Annotated in this window: 17 protein-coding genes; 12 read left to right on the top strand and 5 right to left on the bottom strand. The window is 64.0% G+C overall.

Annotated elements, in window-relative coordinates; translation table 11 throughout:
* The first annotated feature begins 1 nt into the window (after position 1).
* Positions 2–1,495, top strand: coding sequence for a M50 family metallopeptidase (locus HU144_RS10210; RefSeq protein ID WP_235351254.1), 1,494 nt, complete (start codon positions 2–4; stop codon positions 1,493–1,495).
* Between the two features lie 21 nt (positions 1,496–1,516).
* On the opposite strand, the gene HU144_RS10215 is transcribed toward HU144_RS10210, so the two are convergent.
* Complete coding sequence (locus HU144_RS10215; protein ID WP_235351255.1) at positions 1,517–2,965, bottom strand: serine hydrolase domain-containing protein; 1,449 nt, start codon at positions 2,963–2,965, stop codon at positions 1,517–1,519.
* Between the two features lie 193 nt (positions 2,966–3,158).
* Here HU144_RS10215 and ispG point away from each other — a divergent pair, with 193 nt between their 5' ends.
* On the top strand, positions 3,159–4,307 hold the full coding sequence (gene ispG, locus HU144_RS10220) for a flavodoxin-dependent (E)-4-hydroxy-3-methylbut-2-enyl-diphosphate synthase (RefSeq protein WP_235351256.1): 1,149 nt from the start codon (positions 3,159–3,161) through the stop codon (positions 4,305–4,307).
* Positions 4,308–4,366: 59 nt separating this feature from the next.
* The gene (locus tag HU144_RS10225) at positions 4,367–5,245 is read left to right on the top strand and encodes a GNAT family N-acetyltransferase (protein ID WP_198397093.1); all 879 of its coding nucleotides are present in this window, start codon (positions 4,367–4,369) and stop codon (positions 5,243–5,245) included.
* A 243-nt stretch (positions 5,246–5,488) separates the two neighbouring features.
* Here the strand turns inward: HU144_RS10225 and HU144_RS10230 are convergent, their stop codons facing one another.
* The gene (locus HU144_RS10230; RefSeq protein ID WP_235351257.1) at positions 5,489–5,905 is read right to left on the bottom strand and encodes an RNA-binding S4 domain-containing protein; all 417 of its coding nucleotides are present in this window, start codon (positions 5,903–5,905) and stop codon (positions 5,489–5,491) included.
* A 17-nt stretch (positions 5,906–5,922) separates the two neighbouring features.
* On the bottom strand, positions 5,923–6,735 hold the full coding sequence (locus HU144_RS10235) for an NUDIX hydrolase (RefSeq protein ID WP_235351258.1): 813 nt from the start codon (positions 6,733–6,735) through the stop codon (positions 5,923–5,925).
* A 241-nt stretch (positions 6,736–6,976) separates the two neighbouring features.
* Here HU144_RS10235 and HU144_RS10240 point away from each other — a divergent pair, with 241 nt between their 5' ends.
* Both HU144_RS10240 and HU144_RS10245 read left to right on the top strand, forming a co-directional pair.
* Positions 6,977–8,824, top strand: coding sequence for a proline--tRNA ligase (locus tag HU144_RS10240; RefSeq protein ID WP_235351259.1), 1,848 nt, complete (start codon positions 6,977–6,979; stop codon positions 8,822–8,824).
* A gap of 13 nt (positions 8,825–8,837) precedes the next feature.
* Positions 8,838–9,644, top strand: a complete 807-nt coding sequence (locus tag HU144_RS10245; RefSeq protein ID WP_204232448.1) for a TSUP family transporter — start codon at positions 8,838–8,840, stop codon at positions 9,642–9,644.
* An 89-nt stretch (positions 9,645–9,733) separates the two neighbouring features.
* Here the strand turns inward: HU144_RS10245 and HU144_RS10250 are convergent, their stop codons facing one another.
* Both HU144_RS10250 and HU144_RS10255 read right to left on the bottom strand, forming a co-directional pair.
* A complete protein-coding gene (locus tag HU144_RS10250; protein WP_235351260.1) occupies positions 9,734–10,753 on the bottom strand; it encodes an aminoglycoside phosphotransferase family protein in 1,020 nt (339 codons plus the stop codon).
* On the bottom strand, positions 10,750–11,727 hold the full coding sequence (locus HU144_RS10255) for a hypothetical protein (protein WP_235351261.1): 978 nt from the start codon (positions 11,725–11,727) through the stop codon (positions 10,750–10,752). The genes HU144_RS10250 and HU144_RS10255 overlap by 4 nt, the downstream gene beginning before the upstream one ends.
* Before the next feature lie 131 nt (positions 11,728–11,858).
* On the opposite strand from HU144_RS10255, the gene rimP reads away from it, so the two are divergent.
* The 7 genes from rimP to truB all read left to right on the top strand — a co-directional run bounded on the left by rimP (position 11,859) and on the right by truB (position 19,632).
* On the top strand, positions 11,859–12,323 hold the full coding sequence (gene rimP, locus HU144_RS10260; protein ID WP_204232445.1) for a ribosome maturation factor RimP: 465 nt from the start codon (positions 11,859–11,861) through the stop codon (positions 12,321–12,323).
* Between the two features lie 83 nt (positions 12,324–12,406).
* Positions 12,407–13,369 carry a transcription termination factor NusA gene (gene nusA / locus HU144_RS10265; protein ID WP_235351262.1) on the top strand — a complete coding sequence of 321 codons (963 nt, stop codon included), beginning with the start codon at positions 12,407–12,409 and terminating at the stop codon, positions 13,367–13,369.
* A 77-nt stretch (positions 13,370–13,446) separates the two neighbouring features.
* On the top strand, positions 13,447–13,716 hold the full coding sequence (locus tag HU144_RS19190) for a YlxR family protein (protein WP_328284284.1): 270 nt from the start codon (positions 13,447–13,449) through the stop codon (positions 13,714–13,716).
* 132 nt (positions 13,717–13,848) lie between these two features.
* The gene (gene infB / locus HU144_RS10275) at positions 13,849–16,881 is read left to right on the top strand and encodes a translation initiation factor IF-2 (RefSeq protein ID WP_235351264.1); all 3,033 of its coding nucleotides are present in this window, start codon (positions 13,849–13,851) and stop codon (positions 16,879–16,881) included.
* Positions 16,882–17,155: 274 nt separating this feature from the next.
* Positions 17,156–17,584, top strand: a complete 429-nt coding sequence (rbfA, locus tag HU144_RS10280) for a 30S ribosome-binding factor RbfA (protein ID WP_235351265.1) — start codon at positions 17,156–17,158, stop codon at positions 17,582–17,584.
* Positions 17,585–17,789: 205 nt separating this feature from the next.
* Positions 17,790–18,701: a ligand-binding protein SH3 gene (locus HU144_RS10285; protein WP_235351266.1), complete on the top strand. Its 912-nt coding sequence runs from the start codon at positions 17,790–17,792 to the stop codon at positions 18,699–18,701.
* A gap of 13 nt (positions 18,702–18,714) precedes the next feature.
* On the top strand, positions 18,715–19,632 hold the full coding sequence (gene truB / locus HU144_RS10290; protein WP_235351267.1) for a tRNA pseudouridine(55) synthase TruB: 918 nt from the start codon (positions 18,715–18,717) through the stop codon (positions 19,630–19,632).
* Positions 19,633–19,665 lie beyond the last annotated feature (33 nt).

Here is a 19,665-nt window from a genome sequence, read left to right on the forward strand (position 1 = left end):
TATGACAGTCGTCCTCTACATCATCGGGATCGTCCTGTTCCTGATCGGGATCTCGATTTCGATCGGACTCCACGAGCTCGGCCACCTGACACCGGCGAAGAAGTTCGGAGTCAAGGTCACCCATTACATGGTCGGCTTCGGCCCCACGGTCTTCTCCTTCCGCCGCGGCGAGACGGAATACGGCATCAAGGCACTTCCGCTGGGCGGATTCATTGCCATGCCGGGAATGTACCCCCCGCTCAAGGCGACGACGCGCCGGGCCGGTGCGACCTCCGGCAGCGCTGCCCAGCACGCTGACGACGCGATCGGCGATGACCACCTCGGCGATGGTGCGGTTGAGGGAACCGCCGACACCGACCTCGCCACCGATGTTCCCAGCCGATCGCGGAGGCAGCGGCGCGGGCGCCTGTTCGAGAACACGATGGCCGATGCCCGGGACTACTCGAACCAGGAGATCGAACCGGGGGAGGAGCACCGGACCTTCTACGCCCTGAACGTGCCCAAGCGGCTCGTCGTGATGTTCGCAGGCCCCCTGGTCAACCTCGTTCTCGGGATCATCATCATGGCGATCTCACTCATCGGCATCGGGATCATGACCCCGACGACCACGGTGCAGACCGTCGTCGAATGTGCAGTTCCCGCCTCTGAAGCAGCGGAGCGTCCCGCGGACCAGAAGAAGAGCTGTCAGGACGATGATCCGCTCACCCCCGCATGGGAAGCCGGAATCAAACCAGGCGATGACATCACCTCTGTCGCCGGAGTCTCCACCGACAGCTGGGACGAACTCTCCAGCGTCATCAAGGACCATGCCGGCCAGCGGGTCGACGTGGAGTTCACCCGCGATGGTCGCACTCAGAACGTCAACGTCCCGATCATCGCCCATGAGCAGGCCCGTGTCGATGACAGCGGACAGCCCGTGATGAACGCCGACGGCACACCGCAGACCGTGACTGAGGGATTCTTCGGCGTCGGTCCCGTCCAAGAGCGTCAGGGACTGCCGCTGAACGAGTTCCCCGGTGCAGTCTGGGATCAGGTCAGCGGCGTCTTCCACGCAATCGTGACCCTGCCGGTCAAGCTCGTCGACATCGCCGAGGTGGCCACCGGTTCGAAGGAACGTGACGCCGAGGGTCTGGTCGGGATGGTCGGAGTCGGCCGGATAGCCGGCGAGATCGTGTCGACGGACCAGCTCCAGATCGTCGACAAAGCCCAGGTGGGGCTGGGCATGTTGGGATCACTCAACATCTTCCTGTTCGCCTTCAACATGATCCCGCTGCTGCCGCTCGACGGCGGACACATCGCAGTGGGCCTCTACGAGGGCGCCCGCCGGCAGATCAACACGATCCGCGGGCGCGGCAAGATCGGGCCCTTCGACACGGCCCGGCTGCTGCCTCTGACCTACGTCGTCATCGGTCTGATGCTGTGCATGACGGCGCTGCTCGTCTACGTCGACCTCGTCAAACCCGTCACGCTCGACGCGATCTTCAACTCCGGGTAGGCAGACTCCGGAGAGGCACCCTCAGCTGCTCAGCGAGATCGTCTGCACCTCGCCGAGGTGGTCCAAGCTCACCGTGATCGTCGCAATCGTGTTCGTCGCAATCGTGTTCGCCGAGTCGGTTTCGCCTCCGGTCCGCGAGTCAGGAACAGTCACGGTCCCCTTCAGTGGAGTCGTCATGGTGACATCCTCAGGTGTGAAGGGTTGGCTCAGCTGCAGCCCGTGTCTCCACGCGTCGAATCGTTCACGGCGTTCGGCACGGGGCTCGTCGAGGTCCATGTTGACGGTGAAGAGTTCGTCGGCGACGCTCTCGTCGAAGTCGATGACCAGGTTCGCTGCCCGCAGCACGGTCGCGGACTGTTCGGGTGCGACGAGGTGGTGAGGCGCCGGCACCGAGGTGGATGTGCGTGTCAGTCGCAGACCGGGATCGCCCGTGGCCGCTGCCCAGCCGGCGTCGACGGCGTCTCTGACGGTGCTTTCGGCCGGGTAGTACGTCGTATTGCCGAACACGACGATGCTCAGGCCCAGGTCTGGGAACCAGCGCATGTGTGAGCCGTACCCGGGGTAGCCGCCGGAATGGCAGACGACGCGACCGAAGCGGGAGTCGAGACGGGGCTGCAGGCCGAAGCCGTAGTTGACGGATTCGGTATGGTGCTCGCTTCTCTGCACCTCGACGAGTCGATGCGACTGCTGGTTGTCCGTGAGGATCCGCGGCAGTGCTCCCGGCGCATAGGCGTCGAGGTCGTCCAGGGCGTCCATATGGGCATTCATCCAAGTGCCGATGTCGTTGACCGTGGAGATGACTCCGCCGATCGGGGAGAAGACGCCTGGGCCGGTGAGTTCGGCCGGGTGGCCTTCGCCGTTGCGGTCGATGCGGATGCCGGGCATCAGGTCTGGGAAGTCGGCGACGTCGAAACCGGTGCGACTGAGACCGAAAGGATGCAGCACCTCGGCGGTGACGAATTCGATGAACGACTTCCCGGTCAAGGACTCCGTGACGAGCCCGAGGAGTGCGTAGCCGAGGTTGGAGTACTCGTATCCGGTGTCGGCGGGAGCGATGGGGATGGCTCCGCGCTTGATGTAGTCGATGAGTTCGGTGCGCGTCATCGCCTCCACCCGATCGGCCCAAGGGTCGTCCTTCGTGAACCCGGTGCCCATCGTCAGCGCCTGTCGGCAGGTGCGGTCGGCAATCGAAGTGCCTGCAAGTTCGGGGATGATCCGGTCCAGCGGGCTGTCAAGATCCAGACCATCGGCGGCGAGGAGACCGACGGCGGCGGCCGTGAAGGACTTCGTCATCGACGCGATCCGGTACGGAACGTCGCCATTGGCAGCTGTCCCCGTCTCGCCTCGGCGAAAGACACCCCAGGCGAGTGTTCCGCCCTGCTCTGCGAGGGCATCGGCTGCAGTCTCGAGGCGACCGACGATGGCCTGGACATCGGGGTGGGTGAACGGCACGGAAGCTCCTCGGCTCATAGATATCTCCTCTACTCGGATCTGCTCGGATCTTCTGATCGGACGGCAAGTTTCCTTCACAATACCTGCGAAATGATGCTGTGGTGAGCGATCACACCGTGGTCGAGGAGCCCGGACACGGTTTGAAGTCCTACAATATGAATGACTCGAACGATCAGTCTGGTCACTAGTCGTCAATGAAGGGATTGTCTTCGTGACATCGGTCAACCTCGGAATGCCTGCCCCACCGCCTCCTGTCCTCTCGCCGCGACGGAAGACGAGACAGATCCAGGTCGGAAAGGTCGGCGTCGGTTCCGATTTCCCTGTCAGCGTCCAGTCGATGACGACGACTCAGACCACAGACATCAACGCCACCCTGCAGCAGATCGCCGAGCTCACAGCCTCGGGCTGTGACATCGTGCGTGTGGCCTGCCCGTCGCCCGATGATGCTGCGGCGCTGCCGGCGATCGCGCAGAAGTCGCAGATTCCGGTCATCGCCGACATCCACTTCCAGCCGAAGTACGTCTACGCCGCGATCGACGCCGGCTGTGCCGCTGTGCGCGTCAACCCCGGCAACATCCGCAAGTTCGACGATCAGGTCAAGGAGATCGCGAAGGCGGCAAGTGACGCCGGAACCTCGATCCGGATCGGTGTCAATGCCGGATCGTTGGACAAGCGGATCATGGAGAAGTACGGCAAGGCCACTCCGGAGGCGCTCGTCGAGTCCGCCGTGTGGGAGGCATCGCTGTTCGAAGAGCACGACTTCCACGACTTCAAGATCTCCGTCAAGCACAACGACCCTGTGGTCATGGTTCGGGCATACGAGATGCTCGCTGAGCGCGGCGACTGGCCCCTGCACCTGGGCGTGACCGAGGCCGGGCCCGCCTTCCAGGGCACGATCAAATCCGCCACCGCCTTCGGCGCACTGCTGTCGCAGGGCATCGGCGACACGATCCGCGTCTCTCTCTCGGCTCCTCCCGTGGAGGAGATCAAGGTCGGCAACCAGATCCTGGAGAGCCTCAACCTCAAACCTCGCAAACTCGAGATCGTCTCGTGCCCGTCCTGTGGACGTGCCCAGGTCGACGTGTACTCGTTGGCGGACAAGGTCACAGCTGGACTTGAAGGTATGGAAGTTCCTCTGCGAGTCGCTGTCATGGGCTGCGTCGTCAACGGTCCCGGTGAGGCGCGCGAAGCCGACCTCGGTGTGGCCAGCGGCAACGGCAAGGGCCAGATCTTCGTCAAGGGTGAGGTCATCAAGACCGTGCCCGAGGCCCTGATCGTCGAGACCCTCATCGAAGAGGCTAATCGCATCGCAGCGGAGTCCGACGCCCCGTCCGGATCTCCCGACGTCGTCGTCGGCTGATACCCGACCCGTTCGGAAAATTGTCCGGTGTGTGAGGATCAGAACAAGGAGGCTCTCCCGTGCTGAGAGTCACTCGTCTGGGACATCAGCACACCGGTTGGCTGAAGAGTCTGCTCGCGCTCAACCCGTGTGAGAACGTCTACCTCATCGCGCTGCTCGAAGTCACGGGTACAGCGCAGATGGGCTCACCCGCCGGTTCCCTGCTGGGTGTCTTCGATGGCGATCGGCCGGTGGCAGCCTACTGGGTGGGCGGCAACATCATTCCCGTGGCGGCGACCCCGGGAACGAATCAGGCATTGGCGCAGAAGCTCAATGCCGATGGGCGCTACTCCTGCTCCCTCATCGGTTCCCGTGAGATCATCCTCGATCTGCACAGCCGCCTGAACTGGGGACGCCCCCGCGGCATCCGTGACCGGCAGCCGCTGTTGGCGATCAGCTCAGACCCCTTGATCGAACCCGACGAGGCGGTGCGACTGGTCACGGTGGAACAGCTGCCCGCGGTGTTCTCAGCCAGTGTCGACATGTTCACCAACGAGGTGGGCTTCTCTCCGATCGAAGGCGGCCAGTCAAGCTACCTGGCTCGCGTCCGCAACATCATCAGGGGTAAGAACTGCTTTGCCCGCATCTCGGACACACTGCCCCAAGGTGGCCCGGTGCGACGCTGGCCTGCGACGGATCAGCCCGAGCAGGTGCTGTTCAAAGCAGACATCGGCATCCGGGCACCGCGCATCGTTCAGGTTCAGGGCGTCTGGGTCCATCCCGACGTGCGGCAGCAGGGTCTGGGTGCCGCAGGAATGGCGGCAGTCGTGGCGCAGACCAGGGCGGCCGGGCACTCCACTGTGAGCCTCTACGCCAATGATTACAACGAGGTGGCCCTGCGTATGTACACACGGGTCGGCTTCGAACAGGTCGGCACCTTCGCCACGATCATGTACTGACCGGCCGCAGCGACGGCTTCCGGCCGGCCCCCGACCGGTCTCCGACCAGCCCCGGACCGGCCACGGGCCAGTGACAACGCGTGGCAGAATCTCGCGTCGAGAGCAGAGCTTCGCGTCGAGAGCAGAGCTCAGAATGGAGAGCCGACTTCAGGGAGTGTGCTTTCGAGGCTGCGGTCGTCTCTCGACGACGTCAGTCGCAGTGACGGCAGCGGCCGCAGCGACGGCATGAGTGCAGCGACGGCTTCAGAGGTCTCGGCGACCTCGGTTCCGAGGCTTGGCCATGTCGCCCAGGAACTTCTCCATCTCCCGGCGGTCCTTCTTCGTCGGCCGACCCAAGCCCTTGTCTCTGCGGGGGACGAATCCGCGCAGAGCAGGATCCGGCGGCGGGGTGAGATCCTCATAGCACTGCACTGCGATCGATGACTGCGGACGTGTGGGTACGAAGCCGGTGATCTTCCAGATGAACTCGGTGCTGGCCTTGCGTACGCGCACCTCTTGGCCGATGGAGACCTTCTGAGCTGCCTTGACACGCTGGCCCTCGACTTGGACGTGACCGCCACGGCAGGCCTGAGTGGCCAGGTTTCGGGTCTTGAACATCCTTGTCGTCCACAGCCACACGTCCACGCGAACGTGCTTGCCGGGTGAGCGGTCAATCTCCACAGTCAGCCTCCACTACCTCAGTGTGCACCATCATCAGCGTCGGTCCTGGGGCCTGCGATGTCTGCATCGCGACGCAGGGCGATCTCGGCGCGGCGGGTGAATGTCTGGGCGGGGCGGCCGCGTCCCTGGGACACGGCCTGACCGGTGGGTGCCAGCAGCGGCAGCATCGTGCGGCGGAAGGTGTCTGCCTGCAGATCCTCTCCCGAGACGATCTCATGCAGCTCACGCAGCTGCCGCAGCGAGAACTCGTCCGGAAGCAGCCCGAACGGGTCGGGCGTGCGCTCATGCAGCGAACGCAGGCGGTGGACCGCAACTCGGACGATCTCCTGATGTTCGGCGCTGAGCTCACGGACCGAATGCACGGGTGCCAGTTTGCGCCGGCGCGCGTCCTTAGGGTCGGGCTCGGTCTCCGGGGAACTCGCGTCTCCGAATCCCACATCTCTCGTCGACAGCACATCGAGGTGCGCCACCGAGATCACCCACCCGCGATCGTCACGATCGGGCTGGTCGAAGACATGGAGCTGAACTGGGGCGCGATCGATGAGCCGCGCCTTTTCACGCAGGCACCGGGCAACAGCCTCGGCGAGCCGCTCCTGGGGCCGAAGAATCGACCCCGGCAGCTGCCACGCGCCGTCGCCGGAATGGGTGAGGAGCACGTGCAGGCCACGTCGGGGGACGGGGCAGAGGACCGCGGTGTCGACCGCGACCGAGGGCCGCGGGAACTGCGTCAGTTGAGTGGAATCAGGCATGCTCTTCGTATCGGTCAGCGAGTCGGTCGGGTCAGCGAATCGGCCTGAATCGCTCAGGCCCTGGTGGACGTGTGTGCCCACCAGTCTAATTCGCTTCCATCACCTGAGAAATCCAGGCCCTTCACCTGACGAATCCGGGCCTATCACTCGACGGATCCATGGTCGGCTCGCGGCAGAATCGGACCTGCCAGATGTCTGTCCTCGGTCGCCGGTCTGACCGGTTCTGCCTCATATCTGATCGGTTCTGCCGCATAATTGCCGTGCGGATACTCGCGTGCGATAGTGTTCGATCTGAGTCTTGACAAGTTGAGGAGTATCACCCATGGCCCTGCGCATGTCGTCCCTGTTTGTGCGAACCCAGAAGGAGGACCCGGTCGGAGCCGAGGTCGCCAGCCACAGACTTCTGCACCGTGCGGGATACATCCGCCGATCGGCCCCGGGGATCTACACTTGGCTGCCGTTGGGACTGAAGGTCCTGGGCAAGATCGAAGCCATCGTGCGCGAGGAGATGGCCACAGCCGGATCACAGGAAGTCCATTTCCCTGGTCTGCTGCCCGCCGATCCGTACCGGAAGTCCGGCCGCTGGGAGGCCTTCGGTCCCGATCTGTTCCACCTCAAGGACCGCAGGGACAACGACTACATCCTCGCCCCCACCCACGAAGAGGTCTTCACCCTCCTCGTCAAGGACCTCTACTCCTCCTACAAGGACCTCCCGCTCTCGATCTTCCAGGTCCAGACCAAATACCGTGACGAGGCCAGGCCCCGCGCAGGCCTGCTGCGCGGACGCGAGTTCATCATGAAGGACGCCTACTCCTTCGACATCGACGACGCCGGACTCGACGCCTCCTACGAAGCGATGCGCGTGGCCTATTTGCGGGCCTTCGCCCGTCTCGGCCTGCCCTGTCTGCCGGTCAAGGCCACCCCCGGAGCCATGGGCGGCTCCGGCACCGAGGAGTTCATCTACCCCTCCGAGGTCGGCGAGGACACCTTCGTCCGCTCACCCGGAGGATACGCCGCCAACGTCGAGGCCGTGACCTCGATCGTGCCCGAGCCGATCTCGTTCGAGAACTCACCCGCCGCACACGTCGAGGACACCCCGGACACACCTACCATCGAGTCCCTCGTCGATGCCGCAAATGCGAACCACCCTCGCGAAGACCGCGCCTGGACCGCCGCCGATACGCTCAAGAACGTCGTCTGCGCCGTCACCCACCCCGACGGCACCCGCGAGATCATCGTCATCGGCCTGCCCGGCGATCGTGATGTCGACCTCGACCGCGCCGCCGGCACAGGAATGCTCGGCAACGGCGAAGTCGACCTCGAAGCCGCCACCGCCGAAGACCTCGCCGCCCACCCGGAACTCGTCAAGGGCTACATCGGACCGGGCCTCGACCTCGACAATCAGGTCCTCGGTCTCGAGGGCACCTCGAAGCTCCGGTTCCTCCTCGACCCACGTGTCGTCGAGGGTACCCGGTGGATCACCGGCGCCAACGAACCAGGCCGGCACGTCTTCGACCTCGTTGCCGGTCGCGACTTCATCGCCGACGGCACCATCGAGGCCGCCGAGGTGGTCCTCGGTGACCCCGCACCCGACGGTTCGGGCCCGCTCGAGTTGGCTCGCGGCGTTGAGATCGGTCAGATCTTCAAGCTCGGCCGCAAGTACGCCGAATCCCTTGACCTCAAGGTCCTTGACCAGAACGGCAAGGCCACGACCGTGACCATGGGCTCCTACGGCCTCGGCGTCACCCGTGTCATGGCCTGCATCGCGGAGGAATATCACAGCGATTCCGGTCTCCTCTGGCCCCAGCACCTGGCCCCGGCCGATGTGCACATCATCGAGGCAGGCAAGGGCGAGGAGATCGCCGAGGCGGCCGAGAAGCTGACATCCGAACTCGAATCCGAGGGCGTCACCGTCCTCCTCGACGACCGCTTCAAGGTCTCACCCGGCTTCAAGTTCGCCGATGCTGAACTCATCGGCATCCCGACCGTGATCGTCGTGGGTCGCGGACTGGCCGAGGGCAAGGTCGAGGTCCGCGATCGACTGGCCGATGAGAAGTCAGAACAGCCTGTCGCCGAGGTGGTCGCAGCCACCGTGGCCACGGTCCGTGCAGCCTACGCCAAGGCCGATGCCGCGGCAGACGAGGCGCTCTCCGAAACCTCCGCACGTTGAACCGACGCAGGTGATGGAGGCACTCACCGCAGGCATCGATGTCACCCTCGGTATGCTTCTGTGGCTCCTGGCCGCAGGAGTTCTGGCCGGCTGGATCGATGCCGTCGTCGGCGGCGGAGGTCTGATCCAGCTGCCGGCACTGCTGCTGGTGCCGGGAATGACACCGGTCCAAGCGGTCGCCACGAACAAGGTGGGCTCGATTGCGGGTACGACCGCCTCGGCGGTGACCTATCTGCGCACGATCACCCCGGACAGGTCGGCGACGATCCCTGCCGCCGCCACGGCATTCCTCGGAGCCGTCTTCGGCGCCAAACTCGCGACCTTGGTCCCAGGTGAACTCTTCACACCGATCATCCTCGTCGCTCTCATCGGGGTCGGAGTCTTCACGGTCCTCAACCCCAGCCTCGGCGCCGATGCGAGCCTGCGGTTCGGCGAATCCTCGAAACGTCATCACGGGCTGTCGTGGCTGATCGGGCTCACGATCGGCGTCTATGACGGAGTGCTCGGCCCGGGCACCGGATCCTTCCTCGTCATCGCGTTCGTCACAGTCATCGGGTTCTCATTCCTCCAGGCCTCAGCCACTGCGAAGGTCATCAACTGGGCGACGAACTTCGGGGCACTGGTCTTCTTCATCCCCGATGGCCAGGTCGTATGGGCGCTCGGTCTCGTCGTCGCCGTGGGCAACGTCGCCGGTGGAATCTTCGGTGCGCGCACGGCACTGAAGAAGGGATCCGGATTCGTGCGGGTCGTCTTCGTCGTCGTGGTCTCCGCGATGATCATCAAACTCGGCTACGACGTGGTCTCCGGCCTCATCCACTGAGGCATCCCCTCGCTCAACCTCCCCGACGTCACTGATTGCGCCCGGCGCCATGCGGTATTAGTGACGTCGGGGAGGTTGAGTGGGGGTGCTCAGCCGATGGGTTTGAGCGCGTGGGCATTGACGCCGGCGACGTCTGCTCCCGACAGTGCCCGGGCAACCCACAGAGACCTCGCGGCATCGGCCAACGCACCGGTCGATCCGCTGCGGGCTGACCTGAGGTACCAGAACATGTTCGTGACCTCCCGAGCGACGGCCGCACCCATCCCGTACTGCGGGTCCATGCCCGCGCACAGCGCGAGGTCGGTGGCGAATCCGCGCAGCCACGCGGCCTGGGCCTGCGGATGTTGGGACGGAATCTCCGCGAGACGGTTCCACAGCACCGGCGCCAAGGTGTAGGCGGTCGGTCCGGACAAGGGCTGCGGGTCGATGGCCTTCCAGGTCGAGATGCCCGCGGCATCGGGGTTGCCGGCGAGGATGTTGTAGTAGTGCAGATCGGCGTGGATGAGCCAATTCTCCTCAGACGCGGCAAGAGTGCGCATCCAGTTGCGCGCGAAGGAGAGCAGGAGAGAATCACCAGGGCCTGCCTCAGTCCAGCCGCTGAGCAGACCCGCATCGGCGTCAAAGGTGCTCAGCCATCCTGCGGCCACATCCTGGACACGCAGGAAATCGGAACCCGAGGGGATCTCAAGCGACTTCTGCAGGGCACCCCAGACCGGGGGCACATCGGCCAGGGGCAACACGGAGAGATTGTCCTTCGTTCGCAACCGCTCCTGCAGGGTGACCCTGAAGCTGTGATCGTCCCTGATCACCCGGACAGCGCCGTGCCCGTTCCACATCTTCAGCGCCCGCAGCGCCTGCGCATGTGCAGCCGATGCCGCCGAGGTGGGGGCGGCGAAGCGCAGCACCCCCTGATAGTTCTCCTGAGTCAGAACCGGGATGACGAGGCTTTCGCAGCCGGCCCAGGGTGAGCCCGGTACTTCGTCGAAGCTCAGCTTCCACCGGTCGATGAGCTCATTGGCCATGAAATCCAGTGCGGCGACCCAGGACGAGGTGCGGTACTCGCCGATGATGTCGCGAGTGGAGTTGTACAGGACCGGGGGGACCTTCACTTCTGCGCCTCTGCCTCTCCCGAATCTCCGGGATACGAGTACCGCAGCACCTGCGGGCTGGCGAAGATGGTGCGTGTTCGAGCCGACTCCCACAGCCGCAGAGCGGCCTCCGAATCCCTCTGCAGCCAGGGAAGGATCGCTGCTGCCACACCGTCTTCGAGGGCCAGAGCCAGTTCCTTCGCGGTCTCCGGGTCACGTGGGATGGGGTCGAGTTTCCACGAGGGAGCATCAGGTTCAGCGTTCTTCTCACCGAGCTTTTCGAGCATCTCGCCGGCCAGTGAGCCTAAGGACTCCAGTCGCGCCACGGCACTGCTGCGCTCGCGTGACTTCGTGTCGAAGTTCACAGCGAGCCGCTCATAGCCATAAGTCGCTGCCCTGGCCTGGTTGAGGATGTCATTCCACACCGGGGGAGAGGTCGAATCGTCCGCGGATGGCGGCTGCGACTCGGGTGAGTTCGAAGCCGCCGCGGGTTCCGATGAGCCGGAAGCGTCGGCAACGCCGGATTTGCGTGAGTCACGGATCAGGGCGTCGGCGCTGCGAATGAACTCTGCGTGCTCGGTGCCCGCAGTCAGCGCCAAACCGGTTGCCACGTCCACAAGCACCGGAATGAGGGTCGAGCCCAATGTCGGTAGGGCGGTGAAGACGGCATCCGACACCACCTCGGCGGCCTCGATGTAGGTGCGGGGATCTTCCGACGGTGGGGGCTCGGTGGCCATTTCGGTTGGTGGCGACCACACAGGACCGATGGCGTCCCGGAGTTTCTGCAGGTCCTCACCAGCGGTCTCCGGGTCGTTGTCTCCGGCGGTGGTGGCGGCGAGGATTTTGGCGATGCGGTTGCGCAGCTGGTTCGTCTCATCGAGGGTCGGCACGTCCGGGGGAGTATCGATTCTCACACCGCATCCCGACAGCAGGCTCAGACTCGCCCCGCCCACACCGTAGAGGAGAAGAGCGCGGCGGCTGACGGGAAAACGCATAGGCCAATCCTAGCGGATGCTTAACCTCGCCCGGGGAGTCGCTTAGGGTGGTGCTAAGGCAAATGGCAGGGCAGAAGAGACGTCGCCGCGCGGGGCACACCGTCGTCAGCGGGACGAGGACTGGAGGACACATGGACGAGGACGTGGCGCAGATCGAGAAGATTCTGCGGGAGCCGCTGCAGACCTCTGGGTTCTACCTGGAGTCGGTGAAGGCCGTGGCTGCCGGACAACGTCGGGCGCTGACGGTCGTCGTCGACCTTGATGAGTCCAGCACAGAACCCATGTCGATGGAGAAGATCGCCGAATCCAGCCGACTCGTCGGCGACGCCCTCGACGAGGTCGAGGTCTTCCGCGACAAGCCCTATCAGCTCGAGGTCACGAGTCCAGGAGCAACGAGGAAACTCGAATCCCCGCGGCACTTCAAACGGGTACTTGGTCGCCGACTCGAAATCAGCACGAAGAAGGACTCCTTCAAGCTCGATCTCGATGATGTGGGGGAAAACTCAATTTCTGGAATCGATCCCGCCAGTCGGGAGAAGCGGACAGTCTCGCTCGGTGACATCGTCAAGGCGCAGGTCGAACTCAAATTTCGGTGAGCGTAATCTGAGATAGAATGTCACGCCTGCATAAATGAAGACCGACAATTCAATGCTCGAGGGAGCCGGAGAGGATATAGGCCATGGATATCGACCTCAGTGTTCTGCGCATTATCGAGCGAGAGCGGGAGATTCCGCTCGATACTCTGATCGAACTCATCGAACAAGCTCTCTTCCTTGCCTATCAGAAGACCGAGGGCGCGTGGCCAGATTCCCGCGCCGAGTTGGACAAGACCTCCGGCGAAGTCCGCATCCTCGCCGTCGAGTTCGACAACGACGACAATCCGATCGGCGAATTCGACGACACTCCCACCGGCTTCGGACGCATCGCTGCGCAGACGGCTCGCCAGGTCATCCACCAGCGTCTGCGCGATGTCGCAGACGAATCGGTGCTCGGCAGCTTCAAAGGCCGCGAGGGTGAGATCGTCTCCGGCACCATCCAGCAGGGCCGGGACCCGCAGATGGTGCAGGTCGACCTCGGTGATGTCGAGGCAGTTCTGCCGCCGCACGAGCAGACTCCCGGCGAGTCATACCGCCACGGAACGCGCCTGCGCGTCTATATCGCCGACGTCCACAAGGGACCAAAGGGAACATCGGTCACTGTTTCGCGTACGCACCCGAACCTCGTGCGCCGACTGTTCGCGCACGAAGCACCGGAGATCGCCGACGGCACTGTCGAGATCGTCTCCCTGGCTCGTGAGGCCGGCCACCGAACCAAACTGGCAGTTCGCGCCACGAAGCCCGGTGTGAATGCGAAGGGCTCATGCATCGGTGAACTCGGTTCCCGCGTGCGGGCCGTGATGAACGAGCTGGGCCAGGAGAAGATCGACATCGTCGACTACAGCGACGACCCGGCCAAGTTCATCGGCCATGCACTGTCACCAGCCAAGGCGACGAAGGTTGACATCCTCGATGCCGATCTGCAGGAATCACGCGCCATCGTGCCCCGTGACCAGCTCTCCCTGGCCATCGGCAAGGAAGGGCAGAACGCACGCCTGGCGGCCAAGCTCACCGGCTGGAAGATCGACATCGTCCCAGGCGAATAGGCATCGGGCGTGATCTGAACCACTCGGGGTGTGGCACGGGTGGGGACGGAAGTGCTGTAGAATTATGTACTGTGATTGTGGGCGCGGCACCTCGAAGGACGTGCATCGCCTGCAGGCAAAAGGCCGACCGGGACGAACTCACACGATTTGTGATTCGACCCGATCAGCATCCAGCCATCGTCCATGACGTGTCAGCGACACTTCCGGGACGAGGAGCCTGGGTGCACCCGGACGCCACATGCCTGAAGAAGGCATTGACGACCGCATCCTTCGCTCGAGCCTTTCGAACGAAGGTCACCGCCTCGGACCTGCCGAGGATGGATACCGAACCCAAGAAGAGCGGGTAGCCCGAATGGATGACAAGTTGTGAGTGTCGTGCGATGACACCGCTATCGGAATTCGAGAGAGCAGTGAAATGAGAACTGCTCTTCATTGATGAGGTTCTTTCCTGACCGGGAAAGAACCCGGACAGGAGAACTGTGGCAAAGCCCCGTGTCCATGAGCTCGCAAAAGAGCTCGGCACTACAAGTAAGAACGTCCTCGAGAAACTCCAGGGCCTGGGCGAATTCGTTCGCTCCGCTTCCTCGACCCTCGAAGCACCCGTTGTGCGCAAGGTGAAGGAAGCATTCGCCGAGTCCGCTCCGGCCGACTCCGGCGACAAGACATCCGGCGCATCCGCCGACTCGAAGCCGGCTGCTAAGCCAGGCGCCAAGCCTGCCGCGAAGCCCGGAGCTCCCAAGCCCGGTGCAAAGACTTCTGCCAAGCCAGGAGCCAAGCCCGGCGCCAAGCCAGCTTCGGCACCGACCGAAGCAGCTGAATCCACGCCTGCAGAGGCGAAGCCCGCAGCTAAGCCGACCGGTGCGAAGCCGAGCGCGAAACCTGCTGCAGAAGCCAACCCCGCTGCAGAAGCCAACCCCGTTGCAGAGGCGAAGCCCGCTGCAGATGCCGAGGTTGCTGACACGGACGCGTCCGCTGGAGACACCAAGTCTGCTGATTCCCCGGCAGAGCCGGCCAAGCCTGCGGCCCGCTCGAACGCGCCGAAGCCTGGTGCTGCTGCGAAGCCCGCTGCGGCTCCCAAGCCAGGTTCGGCACCCAAGCCGGGCTCTGCTCCGAAGCCGGGCGGTCGCTCGCCGGCCCGTCCCGGAAACAATCCCTTCGCCCCAGCACAGGGCATGCCCAAACCGGCAGGACGCGGTGGACCGAAGTCCGGCAATCGTCCCGGCGGCCAGGGGGGCCAAGGCGGTCCGGGTGCGCGCCCGGGCAACAACCCGTTCGCAAACTCGCAGGGGATGCCGAAGCCAGGCCAGAAGCCACCTCGTGCATCCGGTGAGGAAGGCGCAGCAGGTCCACGTCCGGCACCACGTCCGGGCGCACCTCGCCCCAACCCATCGATGATGAAGAACTCTGCGCTGAACAAGCCGGCTCCAGGCCGCGGTCGAGGCGGAGGACGCGGCAACGCGCCCGCCGGCGGCGGCGCACCCGGTGCGCCAGGCGCAGCTCCAGGCGGTGCACCTGCAGGTCGTCGCGGACCCGGCGGCGGTCCAGGTGGTCGTGGTTCAGGTCGCGGTCGTGGAAGCACCCAGGGTGCATTCGGCCGTGGAGGCGGTCCCCGTCAGAAGGGACGCAAGTCGAAGCGGGCCAAGCGCGCCGAGTTCGAGCAGATGCAGACACCGTCGGTTGGTGGCGTCTCTGTTCCACGCGGCGACGGCAATACTCCTCTGCGTCTGCGTCGCGGATCCTCGCTGGCCGATTTCGCTGAGAAGATCAACACCGATCCGACGAACCTCGTGACGGTGCTCTTCCACCTCGGCGAGATGGCGACCATCACCCAGTCTCTGGATGAGGGCACATTCGAGGTCCTCGGCGAGGAGCTCGGCTACAAGATCGAGATCGTCTCACCCGAGGACGAAGACCGTGAGCTGCTCGAGACCTTCGACATCGACCTTGACGCGGAAGCCGCGGAAGAGGCCGACGAGGATCTCACAGCACGTCCACCGGTCGTCACTGTCATGGGTCACGTCGACCACGGTAAGACCAAGCTGCTCGATGCCATTCGCTCTGCGAACGTGGCTGCCCGCGAAGCCGGCGGAATCACCCAGCACATCGGTGCCTACCAGGCCGAGGTCGAACACGAAGGCATCGATCGCAAGATCACCTTCCTCGATACACCAGGTCACGAGGCGTTCACCGCTATGCGTGCCCGTGGTGCGAAGTCGACGGACCTCGCGATCCTCGTGGTCGCGGCCGATGACGGCGTGATGCCGCAGACCGTTGAGGCACTCAACCACGCTCAGGCGGCGAACATTCCGATCGTGGTCGCAGTGAACAAGACCGATAAGGAAGGCGCTAACCCCGCCAAGGTCATGCAGCAGCTGACCGAGTACAACCTGGTTGCCGAGGAATACGGCGGCGAGACTATGTTCGTGCCGATCTCTGCGCTCAAACGCGAGGGCATCGACCAGCTGCTTGAATCCGTGCTGCTGACCACCGATGCTGCGCTGGACCTGAGGGCCAATCCGGACAAGTCCGCTCGCGGCATCGCGATCGAGGCCAAGCTGGACAAGGGCCGTGGCGCGGTTGCGACCGTGCTCGTCGACTCCGGCACACTGCGTCAGGGAGATGCCATCGTGTGTGGCACAGCCTACGGACGTGTGCGTGCGATGTTCGATGAGAACGGCAACCTCGTCGAGGAGGCGGGACCATCCCGTCCGGTCCAGGTGCTGGGGCTGTCCTCCGTGCCGCGTGCCGGTGATACGTTCATCTCCACCGAGGACGATCGCACCGCCCGTCAGATCGCTGAGAAGCGTGACGCCATCGAGCGCAATGCTGCTCAGGCTCGCGGTCGCAAGCGCATCAGCCTCGAGGACTTCACCAAGGCACTCGCCGAGGGCAAGGTCGACATGCTCAACCTCATCCTCAAGGGCGATGTGTCCGGTGCTGTCGAAGCACTGGAGGATTCGCTGCTCAAGATCGATGTGGGCGACGACGTCGACCTGCGCATCATCCACCGCGGTGTGGGTGCGATCACGGAGAACGACATCAACCTGGCCACGGTCGACAACGCGATCGTCCTGGGCTTCAACGTCCGTCCGGAGGCGAAGGCTCGCGACCTGGCCGAGCGCGAAGGCGTCGATGTCCGTTACTACTCGGTCATCTACCAGGCGATCGACGACATCGAGAGCTCGCTCAAGGGCATGCTCAAGCCGGAGTACGAAGAGGTCCAGACGGGCACCGCGGAGATCCGCGAAGTCTTCCGGTCCTCCAAGTTCGGCAACATCGCCGGCTCCATCGTTCGCGATGGTCACATCACCAGGAACGCGTCTGCTCGCGTCACCCGTGATGGAGTGGTCGTCGGGGACAAGGTCAAGATCGAGTCCCTGCGTCGCTTCAAGGACGATGCCACCGAGGTCCGCGAAGGATTCGAGTGCGGCATCGGCCTGGGCAGCTTCAACGATCTGCGCGTCGGCGACATCATCGAGACCGTCGAGACGCGTGAGAAGCCTCGCGACTGATCGACACGTCGCTCTCCCATACCGGGTTCTGAACGGGGAATGTGCGAGCGGGTGGCATGAGTCCACTCGCCAGCACACCTCCCGGGCAGGACCCGGTCTGCGGTTCGCAGGCCTCTGCGCTGTTCCGCACTGACGTCCCCGGCGATGAGAGAATGTGCCGGGGGAGTTCTCCCCAGACGCACAGACACACAGACTTAGACACAGACAGATACTCAAGTGGCAGTTCCAACCGAACTCAGTCACTGTCACAGTTCAGACGAAGAAGGAAGTCACCATGGCAGATGCAACTCGGGCGCGTAAGATCGCCGACCAGATCAAGGTCATCGTCGCCAGCACGATCGAACGCAGACTCAAGGACCCCCGTCTCGGTTTCGTCACGGTCACCGATGTGCGCGTGACCGGAGATCTGCAGCACGCCTCGATCTTCTACACTGTCTTCGGCGACGGGCAGGATCTCGAGGCCACAGGCAAAGCACTGGAGTCCGCGAAGGGCTTCATCCGATCAGAGGTCGGCAAGGGCCTGACGATCCGACTGACTCCCAGCCTCGAATTCATTGCCGACGCCGTGCCGGAGGCCGCCGCTCACCTGGACGGTCTTCTCGCCAAGGCCGCAGCAGATGACGCACGGGTGGCCGGACTGGCCAAGGACGCGAAGCCCGCGGGAGACGAAGACCCCTACAAGAGGGCCGACGAGGAAGACTGACTGGTCACAGCGCTATAACGAAGCACCGGTGCGACAGTGCTCCGGCTGTGTCCTCTCGGTTGAGCGCAGCGGGCCTCGTGCGAGCAATCGCGATCTCTGTCACTCTCGGGAAAAAACTTCACGTAACAGTTTTGTAATCTTTCACTTCTAGTTTAGACTTTTTCTGGTAACGAAATGATTACGACTCTGTTAAGGGATTTCTGCATTGGGTAAGCACTCTTCGCCAAAGCCTGGCTTCGCTAAGCAGCTGGTCCGGGATCTGACTCCCGCCGGCAAGGCAGGCAAGGCCGGCAAGCGCTCGGCCGGTCGGCACTCCTCGGACGCGCCGTCGACCGCCACCTCCGTGCTGGCAACTGTCCGGCAGCGTCCCGTCGTTGCCGCGATCGCGGTTCCGGCCGCAGCCACCGCTGCCGTCGTCGGCTCCACTGTCGTCATGAGCCCGCCCGAGGCCGGCAATGTCACGACCGAGGCTGCTGACACCTCAGCGCAGGAGGCGAAGTCGAGCCCCTCGGCCGTCAGCCAGGATGAGATCGACGCCCAGCGCGAGAAGGCCGGCGAAGAGTACCTCAAGGACGTCAAGGACGATCCCAAGTACAAGAACAAGACCTCGAAGACGACACTCGACGTCAAGACTCCCAAGCCCAAGCCGTCCCCGACCACGGAGAAGGCTGAGACGGAGTCCGGCGGTGCGAAGTCGACTGAGGAGAAGTCCACCGATTCGGATGAGAAGTCATCAGAGGGTTCAGACACTCCAGAGGGCATCTCGAACGAACCATGCTCGGTCTCGTCCTCGATCGAATCCGGACTCCAGCCCAATGCCGTCAACGGCTACCGCGCCGTGTGTGCGAAGTTCCCCGAAGTCAAGACCTACGGTGGCGTTCGGCCGGGGTCGGGCACCTCGGATCACTACACCGGCGGAGCCGTCGACATCATGATCACCGGGTCCACCGGCGACCGCATCGCCGAGTACCTGATCCAGAACTCCGGAGCACTCAACGTCAAGTACGTGATCTGGGAACAGCGTATCTGGAACCCGGGCAGCGGTTGGAGCAGCATGGAAGACCGTGGTTCACCCACGGACAACCACTTCGACCACGTGCACGTCTCCTTCAACTGATCGAACCTGACACGTGAGTGATACTTCCCCACAGGGTGTCCTTGTCTGCGACAAGCCCCAAGGCCTGACTTCCCACGGCGTCGTCTCCCGGATTCGGCGCTGGTACGGCACCCACAAGGTCGGCCATGCCGGAACCCTCGACCCGATGGCCACGGGCGTGCTCGTCCTCGGGCTGGGTCGCGGGACCAAACTCCTGGGCTACATCACCGGTGTGTCCAAGACCTATCTGGCCACGATCCGTCTCGGCTCGGCCACGCCGACCGATGACGCGGACTCCGAGCCGGACCTCTTCGCCGAGCCTGCGGCACTGGCGGCAGTCACTGATGATGGGATCGCCCACGGCGTCTCGGCCTTGACGGGATCGATCGACCAGGTTCCCAGCGCGGTCTCCGCGATCAAGGTCAACGGGCAACGCTCCTACGCCCGCGTCCGTGCCGGTGAAGACGTTGAGCTCAAGGCGCGCCGAGTCGAGATCTCAGACTTCACCATCCTCGCCACCCGCTACTCCGTTGCGCAGGGCCACATCGATGTCGACGTCGAAGTCGACTGCTCGTCGGGGACCTATGTTCGTGCACTCGCGCGAGATCTCGGCAGCAGCCTCGGCGTCCATGGTCATCTCACCGCTCTGCGGCGCACTCGAGTGGGCGCCTTCAGTCTCGACGAAGCGGTGACGATCCCCGATGATCTCGACACCGACGCACCCACTCTGACCTCTCTCGCCGAGGTGGCCCGGACGCTGCTCCCGACCGTGCACGTCGATTCCGCGGAGGCCAAAGCCCTGATGCAGGGCAAGACGATCGACACCGATCGAAGCCCGGATCAGGGTGATGAGGTGGCCGTGATCGTCGGCGAGGAGCTCGTCTCGATCGCCGAGGTGCGAGCCGGGGGAGTGCTGAAATCCCAGACGGCCTTCGCCATCGACCTTGCCTGAGAGCACAACGACGCCGCGGGCAGCACAACGTCA

It is taken from the genome of Brevibacterium sp. UCMA 11752 (genome assembly GCF_021532235.1).
GTDB classification, from domain to species: Bacteria; Actinomycetota; Actinomycetes; order Actinomycetales; family Brevibacteriaceae; genus Brevibacterium; species Brevibacterium antiquum.

What these genes read in the sequence shown, in the direction of transcription:
- nusA (WP_235351262.1), top strand. Translation starts at nt 12,407, where the DNA reads ATGGATATCGACCTCAGTGTTCTGCGCATTATCGAGCGAGAGCGGGAG.
- HU144_RS10240 (WP_235351259.1), top strand. Translation starts at nt 6,977, where the DNA reads ATGGCCCTGCGCATGTCGTCCCTGTTTGTGCGAACCCAGAAGGAGGAC.
- HU144_RS10215 (WP_235351255.1), bottom strand. Translation starts at nt 2,965, where the DNA reads ATGAGCCGAGGAGCTTCCGTGCCGTTCACCCACCCCGATGTCCAGGCC.
- rimP (WP_204232445.1), top strand. Translation starts at nt 11,859, where the DNA reads ATGGACGAGGACGTGGCGCAGATCGAGAAGATTCTGCGGGAGCCGCTG.
- HU144_RS10255 (WP_235351261.1), bottom strand. Translation starts at nt 11,727, where the DNA reads ATGCGTTTTCCCGTCAGCCGCCGCGCTCTTCTCCTCTACGGTGTGGGC.
- rbfA (WP_235351265.1), top strand. Translation starts at nt 17,156, where the DNA reads ATGGCAGATGCAACTCGGGCGCGTAAGATCGCCGACCAGATCAAGGTC.
- HU144_RS10245 (WP_204232448.1), top strand. Translation starts at nt 8,838, where the DNA reads ATGGAGGCACTCACCGCAGGCATCGATGTCACCCTCGGTATGCTTCTG.
- HU144_RS10210 (WP_235351254.1), top strand. Translation starts at nt 2, where the DNA reads ATGACAGTCGTCCTCTACATCATCGGGATCGTCCTGTTCCTGATCGGG.